The sequence below is a fragment of the Amycolatopsis coloradensis genome (genome assembly GCF_037997115.1).
In the GTDB taxonomy this organism is placed as follows: Bacteria; Actinomycetota; Actinomycetes; order Mycobacteriales; family Pseudonocardiaceae; genus Amycolatopsis; species Amycolatopsis coloradensis_A.
In genome coordinates this window covers 8352505-8374780 of record NZ_CP150484.1, presented here as the reverse complement: position 1 = coordinate 8374780, position 22276 = coordinate 8352505, and the positions used below count along the sequence as shown (strand labels likewise).

The 22276-nt window shown below is 68.9% G+C and carries 23 protein-coding genes; 16 read left to right on the top strand and 7 right to left on the bottom strand.

Translation table 11 applies throughout. The features are described from left to right. Positions 1–5: 5 nt before the first annotated feature. The 3 genes from LCL61_RS39075 to nudC are packed head-to-tail and all read left to right on the top strand — an operon-like array spanning position 6 to position 3696. A complete protein-coding gene (locus LCL61_RS39075; RefSeq protein ID WP_340684386.1) occupies positions 6–1310 on the top strand; it encodes a pitrilysin family protein in 1305 nt (434 codons plus the stop codon). Then, positions 1307–2683 (top strand): pitrilysin family protein, encoded by a 1377-nt coding sequence (locus LCL61_RS39070; protein ID WP_340684385.1) that lies wholly within the window; start codon positions 1307–1309, stop codon positions 2681–2683. The genes LCL61_RS39075 and LCL61_RS39070 overlap by 4 nt, the downstream gene beginning before the upstream one ends. After that, positions 2683–3696, top strand: a complete 1014-nt coding sequence (nudC, locus tag LCL61_RS39065; RefSeq protein WP_340684384.1) for an NAD(+) diphosphatase — start codon at positions 2683–2685, stop codon at positions 3694–3696. Before LCL61_RS39070 ends, nudC begins: the two co-directional genes overlap by 1 nt. An 851-nt stretch (positions 3697–4547) precedes the next feature. Here nudC and LCL61_RS39055 read toward each other — a convergent pair. Continuing rightward, a complete protein-coding gene (locus LCL61_RS39055) occupies positions 4548–4925 on the bottom strand; it encodes a helix-turn-helix domain-containing protein (protein WP_340684382.1) in 378 nt (125 codons plus the stop codon). A 140-nt stretch (positions 4926–5065) separates the two neighbouring features. Between LCL61_RS39055 and LCL61_RS39050 the strand changes: the two genes are divergently transcribed. The 7 genes from LCL61_RS39050 (at position 5066) to LCL61_RS39020 (ending at position 12353) form a co-directional block, all read left to right on the top strand. Continuing rightward, positions 5066–5311: a hypothetical protein gene (locus LCL61_RS39050; RefSeq protein WP_340684381.1), complete on the top strand. Its 246-nt coding sequence runs from the start codon at positions 5066–5068 to the stop codon at positions 5309–5311. A gap of 263 nt (positions 5312–5574) precedes the next feature. Beyond that, positions 5575–6825: an ROK family transcriptional regulator gene (locus LCL61_RS39045; protein WP_340688789.1), complete on the top strand. Its 1251-nt coding sequence runs from the start codon at positions 5575–5577 to the stop codon at positions 6823–6825. Positions 6826–6835: 10 nt separating this feature from the next. After that, positions 6836–8218, top strand: coding sequence for an extracellular solute-binding protein (locus LCL61_RS39040; protein WP_340684380.1), 1383 nt, complete (start codon positions 6836–6838; stop codon positions 8216–8218). A 4-nt stretch (positions 8219–8222) separates the two neighbouring features. After that, positions 8223–9212, top strand: a complete 990-nt coding sequence (locus tag LCL61_RS39035) for a sugar ABC transporter permease (RefSeq protein ID WP_340684379.1) — start codon at positions 8223–8225, stop codon at positions 9210–9212. After that, positions 9209–10102, top strand: a complete 894-nt coding sequence (locus LCL61_RS39030; protein WP_340684378.1) for a carbohydrate ABC transporter permease — start codon at positions 9209–9211, stop codon at positions 10100–10102. The genes LCL61_RS39035 and LCL61_RS39030 overlap by 4 nt, the downstream gene beginning before the upstream one ends. Further along, entirely contained in the window at positions 10099–11364 is a 1266-nt protein-coding gene (locus LCL61_RS39025) for a 6-phospho-beta-glucosidase (protein WP_340684376.1), read from the top strand. The genes LCL61_RS39030 and LCL61_RS39025 overlap by 4 nt, the downstream gene beginning before the upstream one ends. Beyond that, on the top strand, positions 11349–12353 hold the full coding sequence (locus tag LCL61_RS39020) for an N-acetylglucosamine kinase (RefSeq protein ID WP_340684375.1): 1005 nt from the start codon (positions 11349–11351) through the stop codon (positions 12351–12353). Before LCL61_RS39025 ends, LCL61_RS39020 begins: the two co-directional genes overlap by 16 nt. A gap of 100 nt (positions 12354–12453) precedes the next feature. On the opposite strand, the gene LCL61_RS39015 is transcribed toward LCL61_RS39020, so the two are convergent. Together LCL61_RS39015 and LCL61_RS39010 are read right to left on the bottom strand one after the other, a co-directional pair. After that, positions 12454–13821: a gluconate:H+ symporter gene (locus tag LCL61_RS39015; RefSeq protein ID WP_340684374.1), complete on the bottom strand. Its 1368-nt coding sequence runs from the start codon at positions 13819–13821 to the stop codon at positions 12454–12456. Next, positions 13818–14312, bottom strand: coding sequence for a gluconokinase (locus tag LCL61_RS39010; RefSeq protein ID WP_340684373.1), 495 nt, complete (start codon positions 14310–14312; stop codon positions 13818–13820). Before LCL61_RS39010 ends, LCL61_RS39015 begins: the two co-directional genes overlap by 4 nt. 103 nt (positions 14313–14415) lie before the next feature. Between LCL61_RS39010 and LCL61_RS39005 the strand changes: the two genes are divergently transcribed. Beyond that, entirely contained in the window at positions 14416–15111 is a 696-nt protein-coding gene (locus LCL61_RS39005) for a FadR/GntR family transcriptional regulator (protein ID WP_340684372.1), read from the top strand. A gap of 38 nt (positions 15112–15149) precedes the next feature. Then, positions 15150–16106, top strand: coding sequence for a CobD/CbiB family cobalamin biosynthesis protein (locus LCL61_RS39000; protein ID WP_340684371.1), 957 nt, complete (start codon positions 15150–15152; stop codon positions 16104–16106). A gap of 389 nt (positions 16107–16495) precedes the next feature. Here the strand turns inward: LCL61_RS39000 and LCL61_RS38995 are convergent, their stop codons facing one another. From LCL61_RS38995 to LCL61_RS38985, 3 genes are read right to left on the bottom strand one after another with little or no spacing between them, the layout of a single operon-like run. Continuing rightward, positions 16496–17116 (bottom strand): FMN-binding negative transcriptional regulator, encoded by a 621-nt coding sequence (locus tag LCL61_RS38995; RefSeq protein WP_340684370.1) that lies wholly within the window; start codon positions 17114–17116, stop codon positions 16496–16498. Positions 17117–17170: 54 nt separating this feature from the next. Next, a complete protein-coding gene (locus LCL61_RS38990; protein ID WP_340684369.1) occupies positions 17171–17992 on the bottom strand; it encodes an SURF1 family protein in 822 nt (273 codons plus the stop codon). Positions 17993–18015: 23 nt separating this feature from the next. Further along, positions 18016–18477 (bottom strand): low molecular weight protein-tyrosine-phosphatase, encoded by a 462-nt coding sequence (locus LCL61_RS38985; RefSeq protein WP_340684368.1) that lies wholly within the window; start codon positions 18475–18477, stop codon positions 18016–18018. A gap of 130 nt (positions 18478–18607) precedes the next feature. On the opposite strand from LCL61_RS38985, the gene LCL61_RS38980 reads away from it, so the two are divergent. Then, positions 18608–18928: a hypothetical protein gene (locus LCL61_RS38980; protein WP_340684367.1), complete on the top strand. Its 321-nt coding sequence runs from the start codon at positions 18608–18610 to the stop codon at positions 18926–18928. Between the two features lie 41 nt (positions 18929–18969). Here the strand turns inward: LCL61_RS38980 and LCL61_RS38975 are convergent, their stop codons facing one another. Next, on the bottom strand, positions 18970–19524 hold the full coding sequence (locus LCL61_RS38975; protein ID WP_340684366.1) for a chorismate mutase: 555 nt from the start codon (positions 19522–19524) through the stop codon (positions 18970–18972). 31 nt (positions 19525–19555) lie between these two features. Between LCL61_RS38975 and LCL61_RS38970 the strand changes: the two genes are divergently transcribed. The 3 genes from LCL61_RS38970 to LCL61_RS38960 are packed head-to-tail and all read left to right on the top strand — an operon-like array spanning position 19556 to position 22237. Beyond that, positions 19556–20377 (top strand): Nif3-like dinuclear metal center hexameric protein, encoded by an 822-nt coding sequence (locus LCL61_RS38970; RefSeq protein ID WP_340684365.1) that lies wholly within the window; start codon positions 19556–19558, stop codon positions 20375–20377. Between the two features lie 16 nt (positions 20378–20393). Next, positions 20394–21131: a zinc ribbon domain-containing protein gene (locus LCL61_RS38965; protein ID WP_340684364.1), complete on the top strand. Its 738-nt coding sequence runs from the start codon at positions 20394–20396 to the stop codon at positions 21129–21131. Continuing rightward, on the top strand, positions 21128–22237 hold the full coding sequence (locus tag LCL61_RS38960; RefSeq protein ID WP_340684363.1) for a bifunctional RNase H/acid phosphatase: 1110 nt from the start codon (positions 21128–21130) through the stop codon (positions 22235–22237). The genes LCL61_RS38965 and LCL61_RS38960 overlap by 4 nt, the downstream gene beginning before the upstream one ends. The last annotated feature ends 39 nt before the right edge of the window (positions 22238–22276 follow it).

The window sequence follows — 22276 nt, the reverse complement described above, 5'->3', positions numbered from 1 at the left end:
TGCGCATGGCCGATCCCGAGCTTGTCCGATTCACCCTCGACAACGGTCTGCGCGTGGTGCTCGCGCCCGACGCGACCGCTCCGGTGGTGGGTGTCAGCGTCCACTACGACGTGGGCTTCCGTTCCGAGCCCGAAGGGCGCACCGGTTTCGCGCACCTCTTCGAGCATTTGATGTTCCAGGGGAGCGAGAGCCTGGAGAAGCTCGCGCACTTCCGGTACGTCCAGTCGAGTGGTGGCAGCTTCAACGGCTCCACCCATCCGGACTACACGGACTACTTCGAGGTCCTCCCCGCCGCGGCTCTCGAGCGCGCACTGTTCCTCGAAGCGGACAGGATGCGGGCGCCGAAGCTGACGCGGGAGAACCTGGCCAACCAGATCGACGTGGTCAAGGAGGAGATCCGCCTCAACGTGCTGAACCGGCCGTACGGCGGGTTCCCGTGGATCCTGCTCCCGCCGGTGCTGTACTCCACGTTCCCCAACGCGCACAACGGTTACGGCGGTTTCGAGGATCTCGAACAGGCCACCCTCGACGACTGCGCGGCCTTCTTCGACACCTACTACTCGCCCGCCAACGCGGTGCTGACCGTCGCCGGTGACTTCACCGTCGAGGAGGCCCGCGAGCTGATCGAGAAGCACTTCGGCGACGTGCCGCACCGGCCCGCGCCGGAGCGTCCGTCGTTCGCCGAGCCCGCCCCCGAGGGAGAGCTGCGCGGCGAGCACGTGGACCCGCACGCCCCGCTGCCCGCGGTCGGCGTCGGCTATCGCATGCCGGATCCGATCAACGACCTCGACGGCTACCTGGCGAACCTCGTGCTCGCCGGCGTGCTGACCGACGGCGACGGCTCCCGCCTGCAGCAGCGCCTGGTGCACCGCGAGCCGCTGGTCGTCGACATCGGCGCGGGTGCCGGGCTGTTCGGGCCCTTCGAGGCCCGCGACCCGGACACGTTCACCATCACCGCGATCCACCCGCACGAGGTGAGCACCGATCAGGTCCTCGCCGCGCTGGACGAGGAGCTGGAGAAGCTGGCGGCCACGCCGCCGGAGGACCACGAACTGAAGAAGGTCACCGCGCGCTGGGCCGCGAGCCTGCACTCCGAGCACGACAAGCTGGTGTCCCGCACGCTGGCCCTCGGCTCGTTCGAGCTGCTGTACGGCGACGCGTCGCTGGTGTACCGGCTCGCCGAGAAGATGTCGGCGGTCACCGCGGAAGCCGTTTCGGCGGCGGCGAAGGCACTGCGGCCGGACTCGCGCGCCGTCCTCGTCATCCGCCCCGGCAGTGGATCTTCAGACCAGGAAGGTACCGAGCAGTGAGCGCACCGCACCGCACCGCCGAGGAGATCGGCCGCACGGCCACCGGGCCTCGGCCGGTCCCGCCGCTGGGGACACAGCGCGCCGTCGCCGATCTGTCCCATGTGGACACCACGCTGAGCAACGGGTTGCGGGTGCTCGCCGTCCGCAAGCCCACCGTGCCGCTGGTCGAGCTGCGCGTCTGGATCCCGTTCGCCGGTGACGACAAGTCGCACCCGGCCACCGCCGAGGTGCTGGCCGAAACCCTGCTGACCGGTACCGCCCGCCGCGACCGCATCGAGATCGACGCGGATCTGGCGCTGATCGGCGGTGACCTCGCGTCCGGCGTCGACCCGGAGCGCCTGGTCATCACCGGTACCTCGCTGGCCGACGGCCTGCCGACGATGCTCGACGTTCTCGCCGACGCGCTCACCGGCGCCTCGTACGCGGACGCCGAGGTCGAGCGGGAACGCGAGCGGCTCATCGAGCGGATCGCCGTCTCCCGCACCCAGCCGAGGACGATCGCCCGCGAGGCGCTGCAGAAGCACCGTTACGGTGACCACCCCGCGGTGCGCGAGGTCCCGCAGGCCGACGATGTGGCTGCCGTCGCGCCCGATCGCGTTCGCGCGCTGCACCGGGCTTCGGTGCTGCCGCGGGGGTCCGTGCTGGTGATCGTCGGGGACATCGACCCGGAGACCGTCATCGGCGACCTGGAGAAGGCGTTCGGCGGCTGGGCTTCGGACCGCTCCGCCGTCCGCCTGCCCGCGCTGCCCGAGCTCGCCGGCGGCAATGTCCTGCTGGTGCCGCGGGCCGGTGCCGTGCAGTCGCAGATCAGGCTGTCCGCGCAGACCGTGTCGCGCACGGACCCGCGGTACCCGGCGCTGCAGCTGGCGAACCTCGTGTACGGCGGGTACTTCTCGTCGCGGCTGGTCGAGAACATCCGTGAGGACAAGGGTTACACCTACAGCGCGCACTCCGGATTCGAGTTCACCGACCAGACCGCCGTGGTGAACGTCGACGCGGACACCGCGACCGACGCGACCGCGGCCGCGCTCATGGAGACGCGGTACGAGCTGGCCAGGCTCGGTCTCGTGCCGCCGTCCGCCGACGAGGTCGAGTCGGTGCGGCAGTACGCGATCGGTTCGCTGGTCACGGCGGCGTCGTCGCAAGGAGGCCTGGCCGCGCAGCTGTCCGCGCTCGCCGCCACCGGCCTGGGCGTCGAATGGCTCGCCGGGCATCCGGAGCGCCTCGCCGCGGTCACCGCCGAAGAAGTGGCGAACGCGGCGCTGGAGTTCTTCGCGCCCAAGCGGTTCACCGGTGTCGTCGTCGGCGACGCCGATGTCCTCGCGCCGAAGCTGACGGCGCTGGGCGACGTGACCGTCGGGGAGCCCTCCTGATGGAGACGCCGTTCGGGTTGGGGGCGCTCCCGACGCTTTCGCGCTCCACGGCGGACCGTCAGGAATCCTTGCGCACCAACCCGGACAGGCTCGCCGAGCGCTGGCCGAACGCCAGGATCGTGTTGCTCGACGAGCACGCGCGCACCCCGGTGGTGGAGGGTTCCGGCACGCTCGCGACCCGCAAGTCGCAGGACTTCGGCACCGAGCCGCCCGCGGACGCGGTCTTCCTGGGGGAGTGGCAGGGCGCCGACTACTGGTCGATGCCCGGCCGCCCCGCCGGGGAGACCGAGACCGTCGAAATGGCGGGCAGCTGGGGCGTCGTCGAACAGGTCCAGCGCCGCGACGGCGAGATCTGGGTCGACCTGCGCGGCTACGGCGACCTGCTCGACGACACGTCGGCCGGGCTGTTCACCACCGCGCAGGCGCTGCAGGCGTGGCGGCTGCAGGCGAAGTTCTGCACGCGCTGCGGCAGCCCGACCGAGCTGATCCAGCTGGGCTGGGCCAGCAAGTGCACCGGCTGCGGCCGCGAGGAGTACCCGCGCACCGACCCGGCGGTGATCTGCCTCGTGCACGACGACGCCGGCGTCAACGGCGAGCACGTCCTGCTGGCGCGGCAGCCGATCTGGCCGCCGGACCGGTACTCGATCCTCGCCGGTTTCGTCGAGGCTGGGGAGTCGCTCGAAGGGTGTGTCGAGCGGGAGATCCGCGAAGAGGTCGGCGTCGAGGTGCGCGATGTGCGCTATCTCGGCAGTCAGCCGTGGCCGTTCCCGCGGTCGATCATGCTCGGCTTCACCGCGCGGGCCGACATCTCTTCGACGATCGTGCCCGCGGAGGGCGAGATCGAAGAGGCGTTCTGGGTTTCGCGCGAGGAGGTGCGGGCGGCTTTCGCGAACAGTCAGCTGCGGAACGCGGGCGCCGTGCCGACGCCGATCGCCGGCGGCACCCGGCAGCTGGTGCTGCCGGGCAACTCGTCGATCGCGCGCGTGATGCTGGCTGCTTGGGCCGGGGTCTAGAAGGCTGGCGGGGTAGCAAGGGACCTTTGCTCTCGTGCCGGGAGTGGGGTCGTTGAGCCAGCGTGTGTAGGCAGTTCCTTGGATTCCGGTTGCGGTTGATCCCACGGACTGCGCCCAATGTGGCATCGGAGACGCTCGGTGTCCCCCATGCCACATTGGGGACACCGAGCCCTATCGCCCCTGCCTCCATGCGGAACTGCCTATATAGGTATGAACCGCAGATCTGGTCGCGTGGTGTGTCCCTCGCGGACACGCCGTTTCCTCCGCACTCGACCGCCTGCACACTGGTGGGTCGCCACGTTTGCCTCACCCGCACCAGCAGCCACAACGACTGCGCGTGAAGGCCCCCTTCCCTCGGCTCAGCCGAGAAAACTCGACCTTCACACCTTGCCGAGTACATGAAGGGGGCCTTCACGTACTCAGGCGGGTAGATCACGCGATCGCGTTGTTGACGGCGGTGACGGTCTCGGCGGGATCGTCGACCGTGAGCACGAGCCGGTTGAAGTCCTCGGCCTCGTCGAGGGTGATGACGACCGTGCGGTCGAACCCGGAGACGTTCCAGAACTGCCGGTCGCCGTCGGCGTGAAAGGTGCCGGAGAGTTTGCCGGGGATCCGGAGACCCGGNCAGAACTGCCGGTCGCCGTCGGCGTGAAAGGTGCCGGAGAGTTTGCCGGGGATCCGGAGACCCGGCCCGCGCCAGCCCTTCGGCTCGTCGCGCATCCCCGGGTCGTGTGTCGCGCCGCGTACGTGGGCGAGCGGGAATTCGAGCCGTCGGGTGAATGACCAGACCTTGTCGATCCCCACGGGTTCGACCACGAGCCGGTCGCCGCTGATGGTGACCCGGTTGTTGCTCATGTCTTTTCTCCTTCGTCGTCGATGTCCTGCACACGGGCGCGGGCCAGCAGCCGTCGTCCCAGCTGGTCGGGTGTCGTCCCGAGGTCCTGGATGACGGCCTGGGCCCGGGCGCGCAGCCGCTCGTCGGTGGGCGCCAGTTCGAGCAGCGCGACCAGCAGGATGTCGAGCTGCTCGTCGCGGTCCGCGGTGACGTGTTCCAGCACCCGGGCGAACAAGCCGTGCTTGCTGCCGAACGCGCCGTACAGGCTTCCCCGGTGGACACCCGTCGCCTCGACGAGGTGATCGACCGAAGTCGCGTTGTATCCCCGCTGCCGGAAGACCGCCGCCGCGGCTTCGATCGCTGTCGTCTCGTCGAACTGGCGTGGTCGGGCCATGGGTTTGAGAATAGTCATTCAAGAATGACCAGTCAAGAACTCCTGGCGAAGGTTGGTGATTCGCCCTCAAGGCGGTGACGTGTCCGCTATTCTCCTGCTGTCCGTTTCCAGGACCATCGAGTTAGGACACTGGGGAAAACATGAAGAACACCTTGCGGCGGTTCGCCGTCGCCGGAGCCGCTGTCGCGGCCTTCGCCTCGATCGGCGCCGTGACCGCGGGAGCGGCGCAGGCCTCGGACTACGAGTACTTCGGTTCGTACAGCCAGGAGGACTGCGGAATCACCGGCCACCACGGCCAGATCGCCGGGGACTGGAACGGGTGGATGTGCTACCCCTCGCCCACGTTCCCCTGGGTGTACGACCTGTACGTGCAGCCCAACTTCTGATCCACCACCGCGTCGCCGAAGGGCCGCTCGGGAGGCTTCGAACCTCCTGAGCGGCCCTTTGTCGTCACTCCCAGGCAAGTCCGCCACGCGAGCACCCTCCGCGCCGGTGCATGTACCCACTGTGCGGAACACGCCAAGCGTTACCTCCCCGTTTCCCTGCGCCGTTGACGGCTGTGGCTCGGCTCACTACAGTCCCCGGAAACCGTCTGTAAAGTTTCCTAACGAACTCGGGAGCGAGCCAAGTGCGAGCCGGCAGTCCGCGAATGCTGCGCGAGATCAACGATCGCGCGGCCATCGAGGTCCTCCTCAGGGACGGTCCTCTGACGCGTTCCGAGCTCGAGGTCGCCATCGGCCTGTCGAAGCCCGCGACGGCGCAGTTGCTCACTCGGCTCGAACAGGACGACGTCGTCACCAAGGCGGGCGTCCGCGGCGGGGGCCGCGGCCCGAGGGCGCAGCTTTGGCAGGTCAACGGTGGTGTCGCCTACGTCGCGGCCGTGGACCTGACTCCGCGGCAGGCCGACTTCGTGGTCGCCGACGTGTCGGGCGCGGTGCTCGCCGAGTACCAGGTCCCGCTGCCGGTCCACGAGGGCGCGGACGTCGTCGGCACGTTCGGCGCGGCGCTCACCCACGTCGCGAACAGCGCCGGTCTCGCCGCCACCGATCTCCGCCACGTCGTCATCGGCGCCCAAGGTGCCTTCGATCCCCGCACCGGCTTGCTCTCCTCGGCGCCCCACATCCCCGGCTGGCTCGGTTTCGACGTGCCGCGCAGGCTCAGCCGCGAGCTCGGCGTCGAGGTCACCATCGAGAACGACGTCAACCTCGTCGCGATCGTCGAGATGACCGTCGGCCAGGCCGTCGGGCTCGACGACTTCGTGATGATCTGGCTCAGCGACGGCGTCGGCGGCGCGGTGGTGGTCGGCCGCAGGCTGTTGCGCGGCGCGACCGGCGGTGGTGGCGAGATCGACTGGATGCGCGTTCCCGATCCGGTTTCCGTTGCCACGCCAAGGGAGAAGCCTCGCGCGGGAGATCGTTTCGGTGATCTCGTCGCCTCTCCGGCCGTCGTCGAGCTGGCCGCCGCGCACGGCATCGTGGCCGAAACCGGCGCGGACGCCGTCGCCAAGGCTCGGGAAAGCCACAACGAAGCCTTCCTCGACGACCTCGCCCGCCGTGTCGCGGGCGGAGCAGCAGGCCTGATCGCGGTCGTCGACCCCGAACTCGTGCTGCTTTCCGGCGACACCAGCCGGGCCGGTGGCGACGAATTCGCCGCACTGGTCGCGCGAAGGCTGCACGAACTGGTCCTGCCCCGCACCCCCGTCGGGGTGGCTTCGGTGCAGGGCAACGCGGTCCGCGCGGGCGCGCTCCAATCGGCGCTCGCCACCGTCCGACGGGACGTCTTCGGCGTCAACACCCCTTCGCTCCTCGGGCCCGGGCGGTCCGGGGCGGGAGAGCCAAATCCGATCGTGGCGATCCCGGATTCACGAACAGAACCACCGTCTCCCGCCCCAACCAACTAGGAGGAGGGTCATGAGTTCCACGACCCAGGTTCGGAGAAGTGGCCGCCGTTGGCGCGGCTCGATAGTGCTCGGCGCGGTCACCGTCGCCGCACTGGTGTCCGCTTGTTCGGGCGCCGCAAGCGGCCCGAACGGTGGGGCGGGCGACGCGGCGGCCGCCCCCGCCGCGGACGCGAAGCTCACGCTGACCGTCTACAGCAAGTTCACCGACCGCGAATACAACGTGGTCACCGCGGGGCTCAACAAGCTCAAGGCGAAATTCCCGAACATCGAGATCAAGCACGAGGGCCAGCAGGACGACGACAAGATCACCCAGTCCATCCGCGGTGGCAATCCGCCGGACGTGGCGATCTCGTTCTTCACCGACAACCTCGGCGCGTGGTGCTCGACGGGCAGTTTCCAGGATCTCAAGCCTTATATCGACCGCGACAAGATCGACCTGACGCAGATCCCCGACGCGGTCCGCAGCTACACCGAATACCAGGGCAAGCGCTGCGCCATGCCGTTGCTCGCCGACGTCTACGGCTTCTACTACAACAAGGACATGTTCGCGGCGAAGGGCATCACCTCGCCGCCGAAGACGACCTCGGAACTGTTCGAGGCCACCAAGAAGCTGACCGAGTTCAACACGGACGGCTCCATCAAGGTCGCCGGCTTCCTGCCGTCGATGCCGTTCTACGCCAACATGGCGCAGTACTGGGCCCCGAACTTCGGCGCCACCTACCTCGGCCCCGACGGCCAGTCGCATCTCGCCGACAGCCCCGAGTGGAAGGCGATGTTCGACTTCCAGAAGCAGCTGGTGGACTTCTACGGCGGCCACGCCAAGGTCGAGCAGTTCAAGGCCGGTCTCGGTGAGGAGTACTCGGCGGACCACGGTTTCCAGCGCGGCAAGCTCGCGATGATGATCGACGGCGAGTACCGCACCGCGTTCATCAAGGACCAGGCGCCGCAGCTCAAGTTCGGCACGGCGGCCCCGCCGGTGCTCGACAGCAAGCCCGACCGCTACGGCGGCGCGTTCACCACGGGCACGATCATCGCGATCCCCAAGGGCGCCAAGAACCCCGGTGCGGCCTGGGAACTGATCAAGCAGGTCACCCTCGACACGTCGACGCTGGTCGAGCTGTCGAACGGCCTGAAGAACGTCCCGAGCACCAAGGCCGCGCTGACCGACCCGAAGCTCGAGGTCACGCCGGAGTTCAAGACGTTCCTCGACCTGTACAACGGCGGCAAGCTGACGCCGAACCCGTCGACCCCGATCGGCGACGCGCACCTCAAGGCGGTCAACGACTTCGCCGAGAAGTGGCAGGCGGGCAACGTCCCGGACATGGTCGCGGGTCTGAAGCAGGTCGACGCTCAGATCAACGACGAGCTGGCCCAGAAGCGCGCCGGCGGCTGATCGCATGACTTCGACCCTGGATTCCAGGGCGGTCGCCTCCCCTTCCGCGTCCACCCGGACGCGGAAGGGGAACGCGGCGCGCCGCCGTCGCACCGTCTTCTACTTCATCGCCCCGGCGATGCTCGGTTTCCTGATCTTCTTCGGCTACCCGCTGATCGCCACGGTGTACTACTCGTTCACCCGGTACGACCTGATCAACGCGCCGGAGTTCATCGGCTTCGACAACTACGTCCGGATGTTCACCAGCGAGCCGCTGGTCGGCACCGCCGCGTACAACACGTTGTGGCTGGTGATCGTCCTGACCGTCTGCCGGGTGGTGTTCGCGCTCGGCGTGGCCTCGGTCATCTCCCGGCTGAAATCGGGTGTCGGACTGGTCCGGACGCTGTGCTACCTGCCTTCGCTGGCCCCGCCCGCCGCGGCGACCTTGGCCTTCGTGTTCCTGTTCAACCCGGAATACGGCCCGGTCAACGCGTTCCTGGACTTCGTCGGCATCGACGGCGGGCTGTGGTTCAACGACCCGGCGATGTCGAAGCCGGCGCTGACCCTGCTGGTGATGTGGGGTTCGGGCGAGCTGATGATCATCATTCTGGCGGCGTTGCTCGATGTGCCGCAGGAGCAGTACGAGGCCGCCGAACTCGACGGCGCCGGACCGGTCCGCCGGTTCTGGCATGTCACGCTTCCGTCGATCTCGCCGGTACTGCTGTTCGGCGTCGTCAACTCGATCATCTTCGCGTTGCAGTTCTTCACGCAGGCGATCGTCGCGGGATCGGCCGCGGCGGGCGCGGCCGACGTCGCGGGTAACACCAAGTTCATCGGCGCGCCACAGAACTCGACGCTGACCTATCCGGTTTGGCTGTACGTCCAGGGTTTCCGGTATTTCAACATGGGTTACGCGGCGGCGATGGCGGTCCTGCTGTTCGTCGTTTCGGCCGGTTTCACCTGGATTCTGGTCAGGCAGCTTCGTAAGTCCCAGCATCAGGAGGAGGGCGGATGACGACACTCGCCGAACCCCGGCACGCCGCCCCGGCGTCCGAACCGCCGAAGGTGCGGATGCGGCGCAAGTGGGACAAGAAGCTGTACTGGATCGCGACGCACAGCGTGGGCATCGCGATGGGCGTGATCTTCATGCTGCCCATCCTGTTCGTGTTCCTCACCGCGGTGATGTCCAGCGATCAGGCGCTTTCGTCGAACTTCTGGCCGACGGAATGGCATTTCGAGAACTTCATCGAGGTGTTCGAGAAGGCGCCGTTGCTGCGGTACTTCGGCAACAGCATGCTGTATTCGACACTGGCCACGGTCGGGGCGCTCGTCTCGGCGATCCCGGCGGCGTACGCGCTTTCGAAGCTGAAGTTCCGCGGGCAGAACCTGTTCTTCATGCTGACCGTCGCCGCGATGATGCTGCCCCCGCAGGTCACCGTCGTGCCGTTGTACGACCTGTGGGTACGGCTCGGGTTCACCGGGACGCTGATCCCGTTGATCGCACCGTACTTCTTCTTCGACGCGTTCTCGATCTTCCTGCTGCGGCAGTTCTTCCTCACCATTCCGAAGGACTACCTCGAAGCGGCGAAGATCGACGGCTGCAACGAATTCAAGGCGATGGTCAAGGTGCTGATCCCGATGGCGAAGCCGGGGATCGCGGCCACCGCGATGTTCTGCTTCCTGTTCACCTGGAACGACTATTTCGGTCCGCTGCTCTACACGGGTGAGACCCGGGACAGCTGGCCGCTTTCGCTGGCGATCGCGTCGTTCCGCGGCATGCACCACGTGGAATGGAACCTCACCATGGCGGCCACCGCGCTGATCATGCTGCCGGTGATCGTGTTGTTCGTGTTCGCGCAGAAGTCCTTCGTCAAGGGCATCACATTCACAGGGGTCAAGGGATGAAACTGGCAGTCGTCGGTGGTGGGTCCACGTACACGCCCGAGCTGATCGACGGGATCGCCGGACGGCGGTCCACTTTGGACGTCGACGAGATCGTGCTGATCGATCCGGACGCGTACCGGGTGGAGGCGGTCGGGGACTTCAGCAACCGCTTGCTGAGCCACGCCGGGCACCCGGCCCGGGTGCGCACCACGTCGAGTCTCGAAGAGGGCGTCGACGGGGCTTCGGCGGTGTTGATCCAGCTGCGGGTCGGCGGGCAGCGCGCGCGGCGCGGGGACGAGACGTTCCCGCACGCCTGTGGCTGTGTCGGACAGGAGACCACGGGCGCGGGCGGTCTCGCGAAGGCGCTGCGCACCGTTCCGGTGGTGCTCGACATCGCCGACAGGGTAAGGAAGATCGCCGGGGACGACACCTGGATCGTCAACTTCACCAACCCGGTCGGCATCGTCACCCGGGCGCTGCTGAACGAGGGCCACCGTGCCGTCGGGCTGTGCAACGTCGCGATCCACCTCCAGCGCACGTTCGCGCATCTGCTCGGTGCCGGCGTCGACGACGTCAAACTCGTCCACACCGGACTGAACCACCTGAGCTGGGAACGGAAGGTGCTCGTCAACGGCGAGGACCGGCTGCCCGAATTGCTCGCGGAACACGCGGAATTCCTCGGCGAGCACGTGACCGCGCCGGTCGAATGGATGCGGCGGATGAACGTCGTGCCGTCGTACTACCTGAAGTACTACTACGGGCACGACGAGCAGGTCACGAAGCAGCGCACCGAGCGGCCGCGCGCGGACGTCGTCAGCGATGTCGAGGAGGAACTGCTGAAGGTCTACCTCGACCCGGAGGTGGTGACCAAACCGGAGCAGCTGGAAAAGCGGGGCGGTGCCTACTATTCCGAGGCCGCGGTGCAGCTCGTGCACGCACTCACCTCGGGTGGCCCGGCGGAGGAACACGTCGTCAACGTCCGCAACGAAGGCACTTTCGACTTCCTGCCGGACGACGCCGTGATCGAGGTGCCGTCCCTTGTGGACGGTAACGGGCCGCGTCCGATCCCGCAGCCGCCGGTCGAGCAGCGGTTCGCCGGGCTCATCGCCGGGGTCACCGCGTACGAGCACCTCGCGCTGGAGGCGGCGATCAAGGGCGGCCGCGATCGGGTGGCCGACGCGCTGCTCGCGCATCCGCTGGTCGGCCAGTACACCAAGGCGGATCAGCTCGCCGACACGCTGGTGCGGACCAACCGTGAGTTCCTGCCGTGGGCGGGGGCATGACGGCCGGCTCACAGGACGTCGTCGTCGCGATCGACGGCGGCAACAGCAAGACCGACGTCCTGATCGTCTCCCGGGACGGACGGGTGCTCGGACAGTCGCGAGGGCCGGGCGCGTCCCCGCAGAACATCGGGGTCGACGGCAGCGTCCAGGCGCTGGAGAAGCTGGTCCTGGAAGCCCTTCGCGGGGCAGGGCTTCCCGGCGAACGTCCTTTCGCGACACATACGTCCGCCTATCTCGCGGGGCTGGATTTCCCGCAGGAGGAAGCGATCCTGCACGCCGCGCTGGCGGCGCGCGGCTGGAGCGACACGCTGATCGTCGGCAACGACACGCTCGCGCTGCTGCGCGCGGGGAGTTCCGACGGGACAGGGGTGGCGGTGGTGTGCGGCGCCGGGATCAACGGCGCCGGCGTCAGCGCCGACGGACGTGAGCACCGGTTTCCCGCGCTGGGCAAGATCTCCGGCGACTGGGGTGGCGGCTACCGGCTCGGTGAGGAGGTGCTGTGGTGGGCCGTCCGCGCCGAGGACGGCCGGGGCCCCGGCACGGCTTTGCAGGCCGCGGTCACCGCGCACTTCAAGACGTCTTCGGTGCTGGAAGTGGTGGAGCGCCTGCACTTCGGGGAGCTGCACTCCGATTCGATCCACACCCTCTGCCCGCTGCTGTTCGCCGTCGCGGCGGGCGGCGACGAGGTGGCGCAGGACGTGGTCGACCGGTTCGTCGAAGAGGTCGCCCTGCTGGTCTCGGTCATCCTGCGGCGGCTGGAGCTCACCGAACAAGCACCTGAAGTCATCCTCGGCGGGGGAGTGCTGACCGGGGTCGGCGCGCAGGTGATCGCGGAGATCGAGCGGCGGTGCCTGAAGGTGGCGCCGCAGGCCTCGATCCAGGTGGTCGATGTGGCCCCCGTGGTCGGTGCGGCGTTGTTCGCGCTGGACACCATCGGTGCTTCCGGCACCGCCAAGGCCGCACTGAAGGCCGCCACCAAACGCGTCTGAACGCGCGTGAAGGCCCCCTTCCCTCGGCTCAGCGAAGGGAAGGGGGCCTTCNCGGCTCAGCCGAGGGAAGGGGGCCTTCACGCGCAGGGGGCTACTTCGGCTACAGGAGGGCGCCCAGCGGCAGGATCAGCGCGATCGCGACCACCGAGATGACCGTCTCCATGATCGACCAGCTCTTCAGCGTCTGCCCGACCGAAAGCCCGAAGTACTCCTTGACCAGCCAGAACCCGGCGTCGTTCACATGGGAGAAGAACAGTGAACCGGCGCCGATCGCGAGCACCAGCAGCGCGCTGTGCGACGGGTCCATGGTCGCGGCGAGCGGGGCGACGATGCCGGCGGCGGACACGGTCGCGACCGTCGCGGAGCCGGTGGCGAGCCGGATCGCGACCGCGACCAGCCAGCCGAGCAGCAGTGGCGACAGGTTCGCGCCGGTGGCGAGACTGGTGATGACGTTGCCGACACCGGCGTCGACGAGGGTCTGCTTGAACCCGCCGCCCGCGCCGACGATGAGCAGGATGCCGGCGATCGGCGGCAGCGAGTCCGCCAGCGTGGACGACAGCTTGTCCCGCGTGAAGCCCGCGGACTTGCCCAGGGTGAGCATGCCGAGCAGGACCGCGGCGAGCAGCGCCACCAGCGGGTCGCCGATGAAGTCGAGCACGCGGCGGACGTGGTTCTCCTTCTCCAGCAGGATGTCCGCGAGCGCCTTGCCCATCATCAGCACGACGGGCAGCAGCACGGTGGACAGCGTCGCGAGGAAGCCGGGCCGCCGGCCGTCCGAAGAGGACGATTCCGGGATGAGGCGTTCCGGCGCGACCGCGTCCGGGACCATCTTCGCGGCCAGCTTGCCGAACAGCGGCCCGGCGATGATCACCGTCGGGATCGCGACGAGCAGGCCGAAGGCCAGGGTGAGGCCGACGTTGGCGTTCAGCGCGCCCGCAGCGGCGAGCGGTCCGGGGTGCGGCGGGACGAGACCGTGCAGCACCGAAAGCCCGGCGAGTGCGGGGATTCCCAGCATCAGCAGCGGTTTCCCGGTGCGCTTGGCGACCAGCAGGATCACCGGGATCAGCATGACCAGGCCGATCTCGAAGAACATCGGCAGCCCGATCAGCGCGGCGACCAGTGCCATCGCCCACGGCAGCGCGCGGTCGCCCGAGCGGCGCAGGATGGTGTCGACGATCTGATCCGCGCCGCCGGAGTCGGCGAGCAGCTTGCCGAGCATCGCACCGAGCGCGATCAGCACGCCGACCGAGGCGACGGTGGAACCGACGCCGGAACTGAAGCTCTTGATCAGCTTGTCCACCGGCATGCCCCCGACGAGCCCGAGCACGCCGGAGCCGAGGATCAGGGCCAGGAACGGATGCTGCTTCGCCTTGGTGATCAGGACGACGATCACGGCGATGGCGAGCACCGTCGCGCCGATGAGGCGGGTGTCGTGTCCGGTCCAGGCGGCGGCGAGAGTGGTGGTCATCGGCGGTCCTCGAAAGCGGAAAGGGCGGTGTCGACGATCTCTTCCGGCTTCTTCGCGATGTCGGCGACGAGGCCGAATTCGTCGGGCTGCAGCGGTTCGAGGTCGGCGAGCTGGGAGTCCAGAAGGGACACCGGCATGAAATGACCGGAGCGGGTCTTCATCCGGTCGGCGAGCAGGTCTCGGTCGCCGTGCAGGTGCAGGAACCAGACGTCGCCGCCGCCGCGCAGGATGTCGCGGTAGCGGTATTTGAGCGCGGAGGACGTCACGACGCCGCCGGAGGACTGGTGGTCCCGGATCCAGGCGGCGATGGCTTCGAGCCAGGGTCGCCGGTCTTCGTCGTTCAGCGGGTGGCCGGAGCTCATCTTGTCGATGTTCGCCTTCGGATGGAACGTGTCCGCTTCGGCGTAGTCGACGCCGAGGCGTTCGGCGAGTGCCGTGCCCACGGTCGTCTTGCCCGAGCCGGAAACGCCCATCACCACGATGACGGTCATCCGTACCTCCCACGTCGTTGTAGCCGGGACGAGTACAGCTCAAAAGTACTACTTAAGCAACATCAAGTACTACTTAATCGAGTCAGAACGTTACAGTCGCCTGGTGGGCAACGACAGGCATGCCGAAGTGCTCGACGCGCTCGGCTCCGCGATCGCCAACGGGGAGCTTCCGCCGGGCTCCGTCCTGCGCTCGGAGGAGCTCCAGGAGCGGTTCGGCGCGTCCCGCACGGTGGCGCGCGAGGTGGTGCGTGTGCTCGAAACGATGTGCCTGACCAGCAGCAAGCGCCGGGTCGGGGTGATCGTGCGCGAGCCTCGTGACTGGAACCATTACGACCCGAGACTGCTCCGCTGGCAGCTCGACGGATCCGAGCGGAAGACCGCGCTGAGGACCCTCACCGAACTGCGCTCCGGCGTCGAACCGTGCGCCGCCCGGTACGCCGCGCTGCGGGCGACACCGGAAGAAGGCGGCCGCCTCCGGGCCTTGGCGAAGAGGCTCGAGGAGACGGCGCACCAGCGGGACCTCGAAACCTTCCTGGGCCACGACGTCGCCTTCCACGATCTGCTGCTGTCCGCGTCGCGGAATCCGATGTTCGCGCAGCTTTCGGCCGTCGTCGCCGCGGTGCTCGCCGGGCGCACCGGGCACGGGCTGATGCCGGAGGAGCCGCAACCCGAGGCCGTCGCCCTGCATGTCGAGGTCGCGGCGGCGGTCGACGCCGGTGACGCCGACCGGGCCGAACGCGCGATGCGGGACATCGTCATCCAGGCGCGTGACGAGATGGCCGTCCTTCTGGACGGATGATCTTCGAGTAATCTCTGCAGGTCTTCGAGGGATACTGCATGCAGGGGGCGATGGTGAGCGCGGCGCGCGCGATCGGCTTGGTGTTGGGGGTGGCCGCGGACGGGGTGATCGGGGACCCTCGGTCACGGCGTCCGGTGACGGCGTTCGCCAGGGCGGCTTCGGCGGTGGACACGAAGGTGCGGTCGAAGCATCCGGTGGCCGGAATCCTGTGGATCGGTGGCCTGGCGGGTTCCGCCGTGCTGGCGGGCGTGCTCGCCGAACGCGCCGGACGGCGCAGTCCCGTCCTGCAGGCGACCACGACCGCGGTGACCACCTGGGCCGTTCTCGGCGCCGCCGGCCTGGCCGCGCACGGCACGTCGCTGGCCCGGGACCTCGAAGAAGGCGAACTCGAAACCGCGCGCGGCACACTGTCCACACTGGACCCCCGGGTCGCCGACGGCCTCGGTGTCATCGGCCTCTCGCGCGCATCGGTGGAGACGCTCGCCGAGAACACCGCCGACGTCGTCATCGCGCCGCTGGTGTGGGGAGCGCTGGCCGGTGTCCCCGGCCTGCTCGGCTCGCGCGTGATCAGCCTGCTGCGCGGCATCGGGCGCGGGCGTCCCGAGCGGTACCGGTGGCTCGTCGCCCGGCTGGACGAGGTCGTCCATCTCGTGCCCACCCGGGTCGCCGCCGGGCTGACCGTCCTCGCGGCCCCGGTCGTCGGCGGCTCGGCGGGCGGCGCGTGGCGGGCGTGGCGGCGGGACACCACCGCGCACCCGAGCCCGAACGCCGGCCGCGTCGAGGCCGCGTTCGCCGGGGCGCTGGAGATCCGGGTCGGCGGGCGGACGGTGTATCCGCACGGGGTCGAGGAACTGCCGGTGCTCGGCATCGGCCGGAACCCGGACGCCGGGCACGTGACGCGGGCCGTGGAACTCTCGCGGGTGGTCGGCTGGCTGGGCGCGATCAGTTCGGTGGTGCTGGCGGGTCTCGTCGGGCTTCGGCGACGGCGGCGCTGACCCGCGGTTCCGGCGCCGCGGGGGAGCAAGGGACCTTTGCTACCGCCTGGTGCTCTGACCTGCGGAAAGAGAGCGAGGGACCTTTGCTGCCGCGGGTGACCGTGTGGATTTTGGGACATCTGACGTCCCAAAATCCACACAGTCACCGTGATCCGGCCTGGCTTCGTCGCGCCGCGGGGGAGCAAGGGACCTTTGCTGCCGACTGGCGCTCTGACCTGCGGAAAGAGAGCGGGGGACCTTTGCTGCCGCGTGGAGGTGTGTGGAAATAGAGACGTTGAGTGTCCCTATTTCCACACACCACCTACTCCGCGTAGTGACCGTGGGGATTTTGGTGCGTTGGGTGACCAGAAGTCCCACGGTGATCGCCCGAGGGGAGCGAGGGACCTTTGCTACCGCTCCCGCCGCGCCAGCTGCGCCCGCGCCCGTGCGTCCATCGGCCCGTCGCGACGCGCGAGTTCCGCGTCGATCCGTGACCGGTCGGCGGGCTGCTTGTTCCCGCCGAACTTGAACTTCGCCCGCACCCCGGTGACAGTCAGTTCGACGCCCCGGATGCCGGGAAGAACCCGCTTGTCCGGCGCCTCGGTGGCGCTCACCCCCACCCGGTCCGAACCGGGCTCGAAGTGCGCGAGCTGCCGGTCCAGAAGCGCGGCCTTCTCCGCGGCGTCGTCGATCAGCCGGACGTCGCATTCGAGCTGGACGGACGCGTAATACGACGTCGGCACCCCGTGCGGCGGGTCGGCCGGGGTGTTCCATTCGGAGCGGATGTAGGTGTGATCGTCGATCACCGACAGCAGCGCGCGCGGGTGTTCCTCCAGCAACGGCCAGACCGGGTTGGGGCGCGCGAGGTGCAGCAGGACCGTTCGGTCGCCGTCGTAGACGAAGTGCACCGGGTTGACGATCGGCAGGTCACGGCCCGCGCCCCCGGCGATCAGCTGGCCGAAGTCGTGCGCGGAGAGCCAGGCCTGCCATTCGGCGTCATCGTGGGCGGCGTCCCACGGGTGAATCAGCATGATCGAAGGAGATCACGCGCAGTGGACCTATAAAAGGGCCATTTTTGCATCAGATCAGGTGGCCACTTCGGAGCGTTCGTCCTCGGCCAGCATCTCCGCGACACTCTTGCGCCGCTGCGGCCGTTCCGTGGCCAGCGCGCCGCCCGGCTTCAGCTCGCGGACGGTGAAGTACAGCCAGCCCATCAACGCCATCGCTCCGAACGCGATCCACTGCAGGGCGTAGGAGAAGAACGGTCCGGCGTCGGTCTGCGGCAGCGGCAGCGCGCCCAGCACACCGGGCTGGTTCACGTCGAGCTGGAAGTAACCCGGACGGATGTCCAGCTTCGCGGCCCGCGCGACGACCTGCGAATCGACGACGTAGCTCTGCAGCTTCCCGCCGGTGGACTCGTCGGCGAAGGCGTCGCGGTTCTTCCCGTCCTTCTCGTCGTGACGGGCCCGCGTGACGATGTCGACCGTTCCTGTGGGAGGCGGGGCGAAGGGGAGCGCGCGCGACTTGTCGTCGAGCCGGACGTATCCGCGGTCCACCAGCACGACCGTGCCCTCGACGGTCCGGAACGGCGTCAGGACCTCGAACGCCGCTTCGCCCTGTACGGAGCGCAGACGGGCCACGACCTCGCCCTCGGGCAGGTACGTTCCCTTCATCGCGACCAGGTGCCATTCGGTGCGCTGATCAGGGGCGGCGCCGTGGGGAAGCAGCTGCTCCAGCGACCGCGGCTGCCCGGAGAACGACTCACGCAGCGCTGCGTTCTGGTGCTCGCGCTCGGTGTTGCGGGAGAACTGCCATGGCGCCAGCAGGGTGAAGCAAGTGATGGCGAAGGTGAACACCACCAACGTCAACGCCAGCCATCCGGGCTTCAGCAGGAACTTCAACCGCACCCCACCACGGTAAGCGGTCGGCCTCAGGCGTGTGCGCGCACCCAGTCGAGCAGGCCGGGAACGGCCCGCTCGATCATGCCGAGGACGTCCTCGAAACCGTCGTCCTCGCCGTAGTACGGGTCCGGGACCTCGGCGCCTTCGGGTGCGGACGGATCGAACGAACGCAGTAACCGGACCTTCGACGGGTCCGAAACCTTGCGCCGGAGGAACGACAGGTGGCCTTCGTCCGCCGCGAGCAGCAGGTCGGCGGCCAGATGCCCGCGGTCGACCTCGGCCGCGACGTGACCGGTCGGGTAACCGTGTTCGGCCAGCTTGGCGCGGGCCCGCTTGTCGGCGGCCTCGCCCGCGTGCCAGCCGCCGGTTCCGGCGCTGGAGACCTGGACGAGGTGATCGAGCCCAGCTTCCTCGGCCTTCGCGCGGAAGACGAGTTCGGCCATCGGGGAGCGGCAGATGTTGCCGGAGCAGACGAAGACGATGTGCAGCACCTGATCAGTGTGATGGCCGCCGGAGATCGACCGCTCACCGGCTCCGAACGGCTACCGGGCGCGCGAAGCTGGAAAGCCGGGACGAAGCGGGAGTAGACCTCCTGGAGAGAAACACGCAGGAAGGTCGCGTATGAGCGCACCAACACCCAGCGTCGAGTCCCCGGCAACCGGGCTCCGCTGGTATCGCATCACCGTCAAGCTTCCGCACCCCTACGAGGTCGGGCGGATCCTGTCGGAGCACCACTTCGTCCAGGCGAGATCGCCGAAAGAGGCGATGACCAGGATGCCGTTGCACCTCCGGTCGAGCGCTTCCGTCGCGCCGTACGAGTTCGTCCGGCCCGACGCGCCCGATCAGGCGACGAAGGCCTACCGGGCGATGCTGTGGACGGGCCGCGTGGTGCGCGCGGCCGGCCGCTGGGCGATCAGCAAGGACGCGAAGGCGCTGGACTGAGGTGGGGCGGTAGCAAAGGTCCCTTGCTCTCTTTCCGCAGGTCAGCGCCGCGAGCAGGCAGACCGCACGGACTCCCCGAGCGCGACCGAGTGCAGCCGGTCCAACCCGCGCCGCGTGTCGGTCAGCCGCACCGCGACCGCGAGCCGCGCGTCGCACGACCGCCGCACCCGTGCGTCCCGCGTCTCCGCGAGTTCGGAGAGCAGGCCCGTGTTCAGCCGGTCGATCACCGGCCGCACCTCGGTCCCTAGATCGGGCCGTCCGGGCGGCCGCGTGCCGGGCTGCTCGGTCCACCGCGCGTACAGGCCGCGCTGCACGAGCTTGTTCGCCTCGATCTGGTCGCGGAAGAACCGCACCACACCGGCCGCGTCGAGACCGAGGCCGGGCGCCTTCGCGGCCACCGAGTCGAGGATCTGCTGTTCGCGCACCGGATCGTCGATCGGTGACGGCGTGCCGAATTTCGCGGCCGCGACCTTGTCGGCGATCTGCACGCGCCGCGCGGCCAGGTCGGTCAGTTGCCGGAGTCCCGGAGAGGCCGATGCCGGCGCGGGTAGCACCACGAGAAGCAGCGAAGCGGCACAGAGCACCCGAAGTCGCATGCCCGGAAACGCTACATGCGAAAATCCCCGGGTGCCCGCGTTAGCCGAAGTCATCGCCGCCTTGGAGCAGGCGTACCCGCCCGAACTCGCCGAATCGTGGGACGCCGTCGGACTCGTCTGCGGTGACCCGGCCGAGTCCGTGGACAAGGTCCTGTTCTGTGTCGACCCGGTCGACGAGACCGTCGACGAGGCGATCGACGGCGGCGCGCAGCTGATCGTCGCCCACCACCCGCTGCTGTTGCGCGGCGTCCACGGCGTCCCGGCCGACAGCACCAAGGGCCGCCTCGTGCATCGCCTCATCCGTGCCGGTGTCGCCCTCTACTGCGCGCACACCAACGCCGATTCCGCGTCGCCCGGCGTCTCCGACGCGCTCGCCGACGCCATCGGCCTGATCGTCCTCGGCCCGCTCGATCCGCGCGAGGACGGCGTCACCGGGATCGGCCGCATCGGCGAGCTGCCCGAGCCCGAACCGTTCTCCGTCTTCGTCGAACGCGTCGCGAACGCCTTGCCGCGCACGGAGCCCGGCGTCTACGGCGCGGGCGATCCCGACCGCCCGATCCGCCGGGTCGCCGTCTCGGGCGGTTCCGGCGACAGCTATCTCAAGCGGGCCACCGCCGCCGGTGTCGACGCGTACGTCACCGCCGATCTCCGGCATCATCCCGCCGGCGAGCATCTCGCCGAGATCACCGAAGTCCCCGCCCTGGTCGGCGTCACGCACTGGGCGAGCGAATGGCCGTGGTGTGAGCAAGCCTCGGCCGTCGTCCGTGCCGCGTTTGCGGGTAACGTCGACGTTCACGTCTCCACGAGGTGCACCGACCCGTGGACGCTACGGGCCACCCGAACCGAGCACTGACAATCCAAGGAGCACCGTGAAGGCCGACCCCGCCGTCCAGCGCCAGCTGCTCGAACTCGCGAAGGTGGACGCGGAACTCTCGCGTACCGCCCACCGCCGCCGCACCCTGCCGGAGATCGCCGAGATCGACGCGGGCGAGAAGACGGTGCGCGAACGACGTGACGCGCTGGTCTCGGTCCAGACCGCGGCGTCCGACCTCGACCGCGAGATCGCGCGCCAGGAGAAGGAGATCGAGTCGGTGCGCGCCCGCGGCGACCGCGACCGCAAGCTCCTCGAATCCGGTTCCGTCGCGGCGAAGCAGATGACCGACATCGAACACGAGCTGAACAGCCTCAACCGGCGCCAGGCCGCCCTCGAGGACGACCTGCTCGAACTGATGGAGCGCCGCGAGGCGCTCGAACTCGACGCCCAGCGCACCAGCGCCGAGGTCGCGAAGGCCGAGGGCGAGGTCGCCGAAGCCGCACGTCGCCGCGACGAGCAGTTCACCGATCTCGACACCACGAAGGCACGCCGCGACGAAGACCGCGCCAAGCTCCTGCCGCGTTTCCCGGAAGACCTGCTGAAGCTCTACGAGCGGGTCCGTGCGCACAAGGGCATCGGCGCGGCACTCCTGCGGGCCCGCCGCTGCGGCGCCTGCCAGCTCGACATCGACCGCCGCGAGATCGCCGAGATCAAGGCGGCCCCCGAGGACAACGTCATCCAGTGCGAGAACTGCGGCGCCATCCTGGTGCGCACGCTGGAGTCCGGCCTGTGACCGACCACGTGCTCGTCGAGGCCGACGGCGGTTCGCGGGGCAACCCCGGTCCCGCCGGATACGGCGCGGTCGTCAAGGACGCGGCCACCGGCGAGGTGCTCGCCGAGCGCAAGGCCTACGTCGGCATCGCGACGAACAACGTCGCCGAGTACTCCGGCCTGATCGCCGGGCTCGCCGCGGCCGCCGAGCTCGGAGCGTCCACAGTGGACGTCCGGATGGACTCGAAGCTCGTGGTGGAGCAGATGTCCGGGCGCTGGAAGGTCAAGCACCCGTCGATGCAGCCGCTGAACGCCGAGGCCAAAGAGCTGGCGGCGCGGTTCTCGCGCGTGCGGTACGAGTGGATCCCGCGTGCGGAGAACTCTTACGCGGACGGGCTCGCGAACGAAGCGATGGACACCGGGAAGCAGCCGGAAGCGCCGAAGAAGACCGTGAAACAGGACAGGGTCAGTCCGGTCGGCTGGACCGGCGCGACCGGGACGCCGACCAAGCTGCTCCTCGTGCGGCACGGCCAGACGGCGATGTCGGTCGAGAAGCGGTACTCCGGCCGCGGCGACGTGCCGCTCACCGAGCACGGCAAGCAGCAGGCGGCCGCCGCCGCGAAACGCCTCGGCGCGATGGAAGGCCTGGTCGTCGACGGCGAGGCAGCGCCGATCATCGCCTCGCCGCTGATCCGCACCCAGCAGACCGCGCAGGCGATCGCGGACGCGCTCGGCGGCCGGGCCGAGACCCATCCGGGGCTGATCGAGACCGATTTCGGCGAATGGGAAGGCCTCACCTTCAAAGAGGCCATGGACCGCGACCCCGAATTCCAGACCAGCTGGCTTTCCGACACCTCGATCGCGGCGCCGGGCGGCGAAAGCTTCGACGGCGTCCACCGGCGGGTCCGCAAGGCCCGCGACGAACTGATCGCGAAGTACGGCGGCCGGACGCTCGTGCTGGTCAGCCATGTCACGCCGATCAAGGCGCTGTTGCGGATGGGCCTGGACGCCGGGCCGTCGCTGCTGTTCCGCCTGCATCTGGACCTGGCGTCGCTTTCGATCGTCGAGTTCTACCCGGACGGCAACGCGTCGGTGCGGTTGGTGAACGACATCTCGCATCTTTCCTGATCGGGAAGGTGTGGCGCGGATCACGCCTGGATATGACGT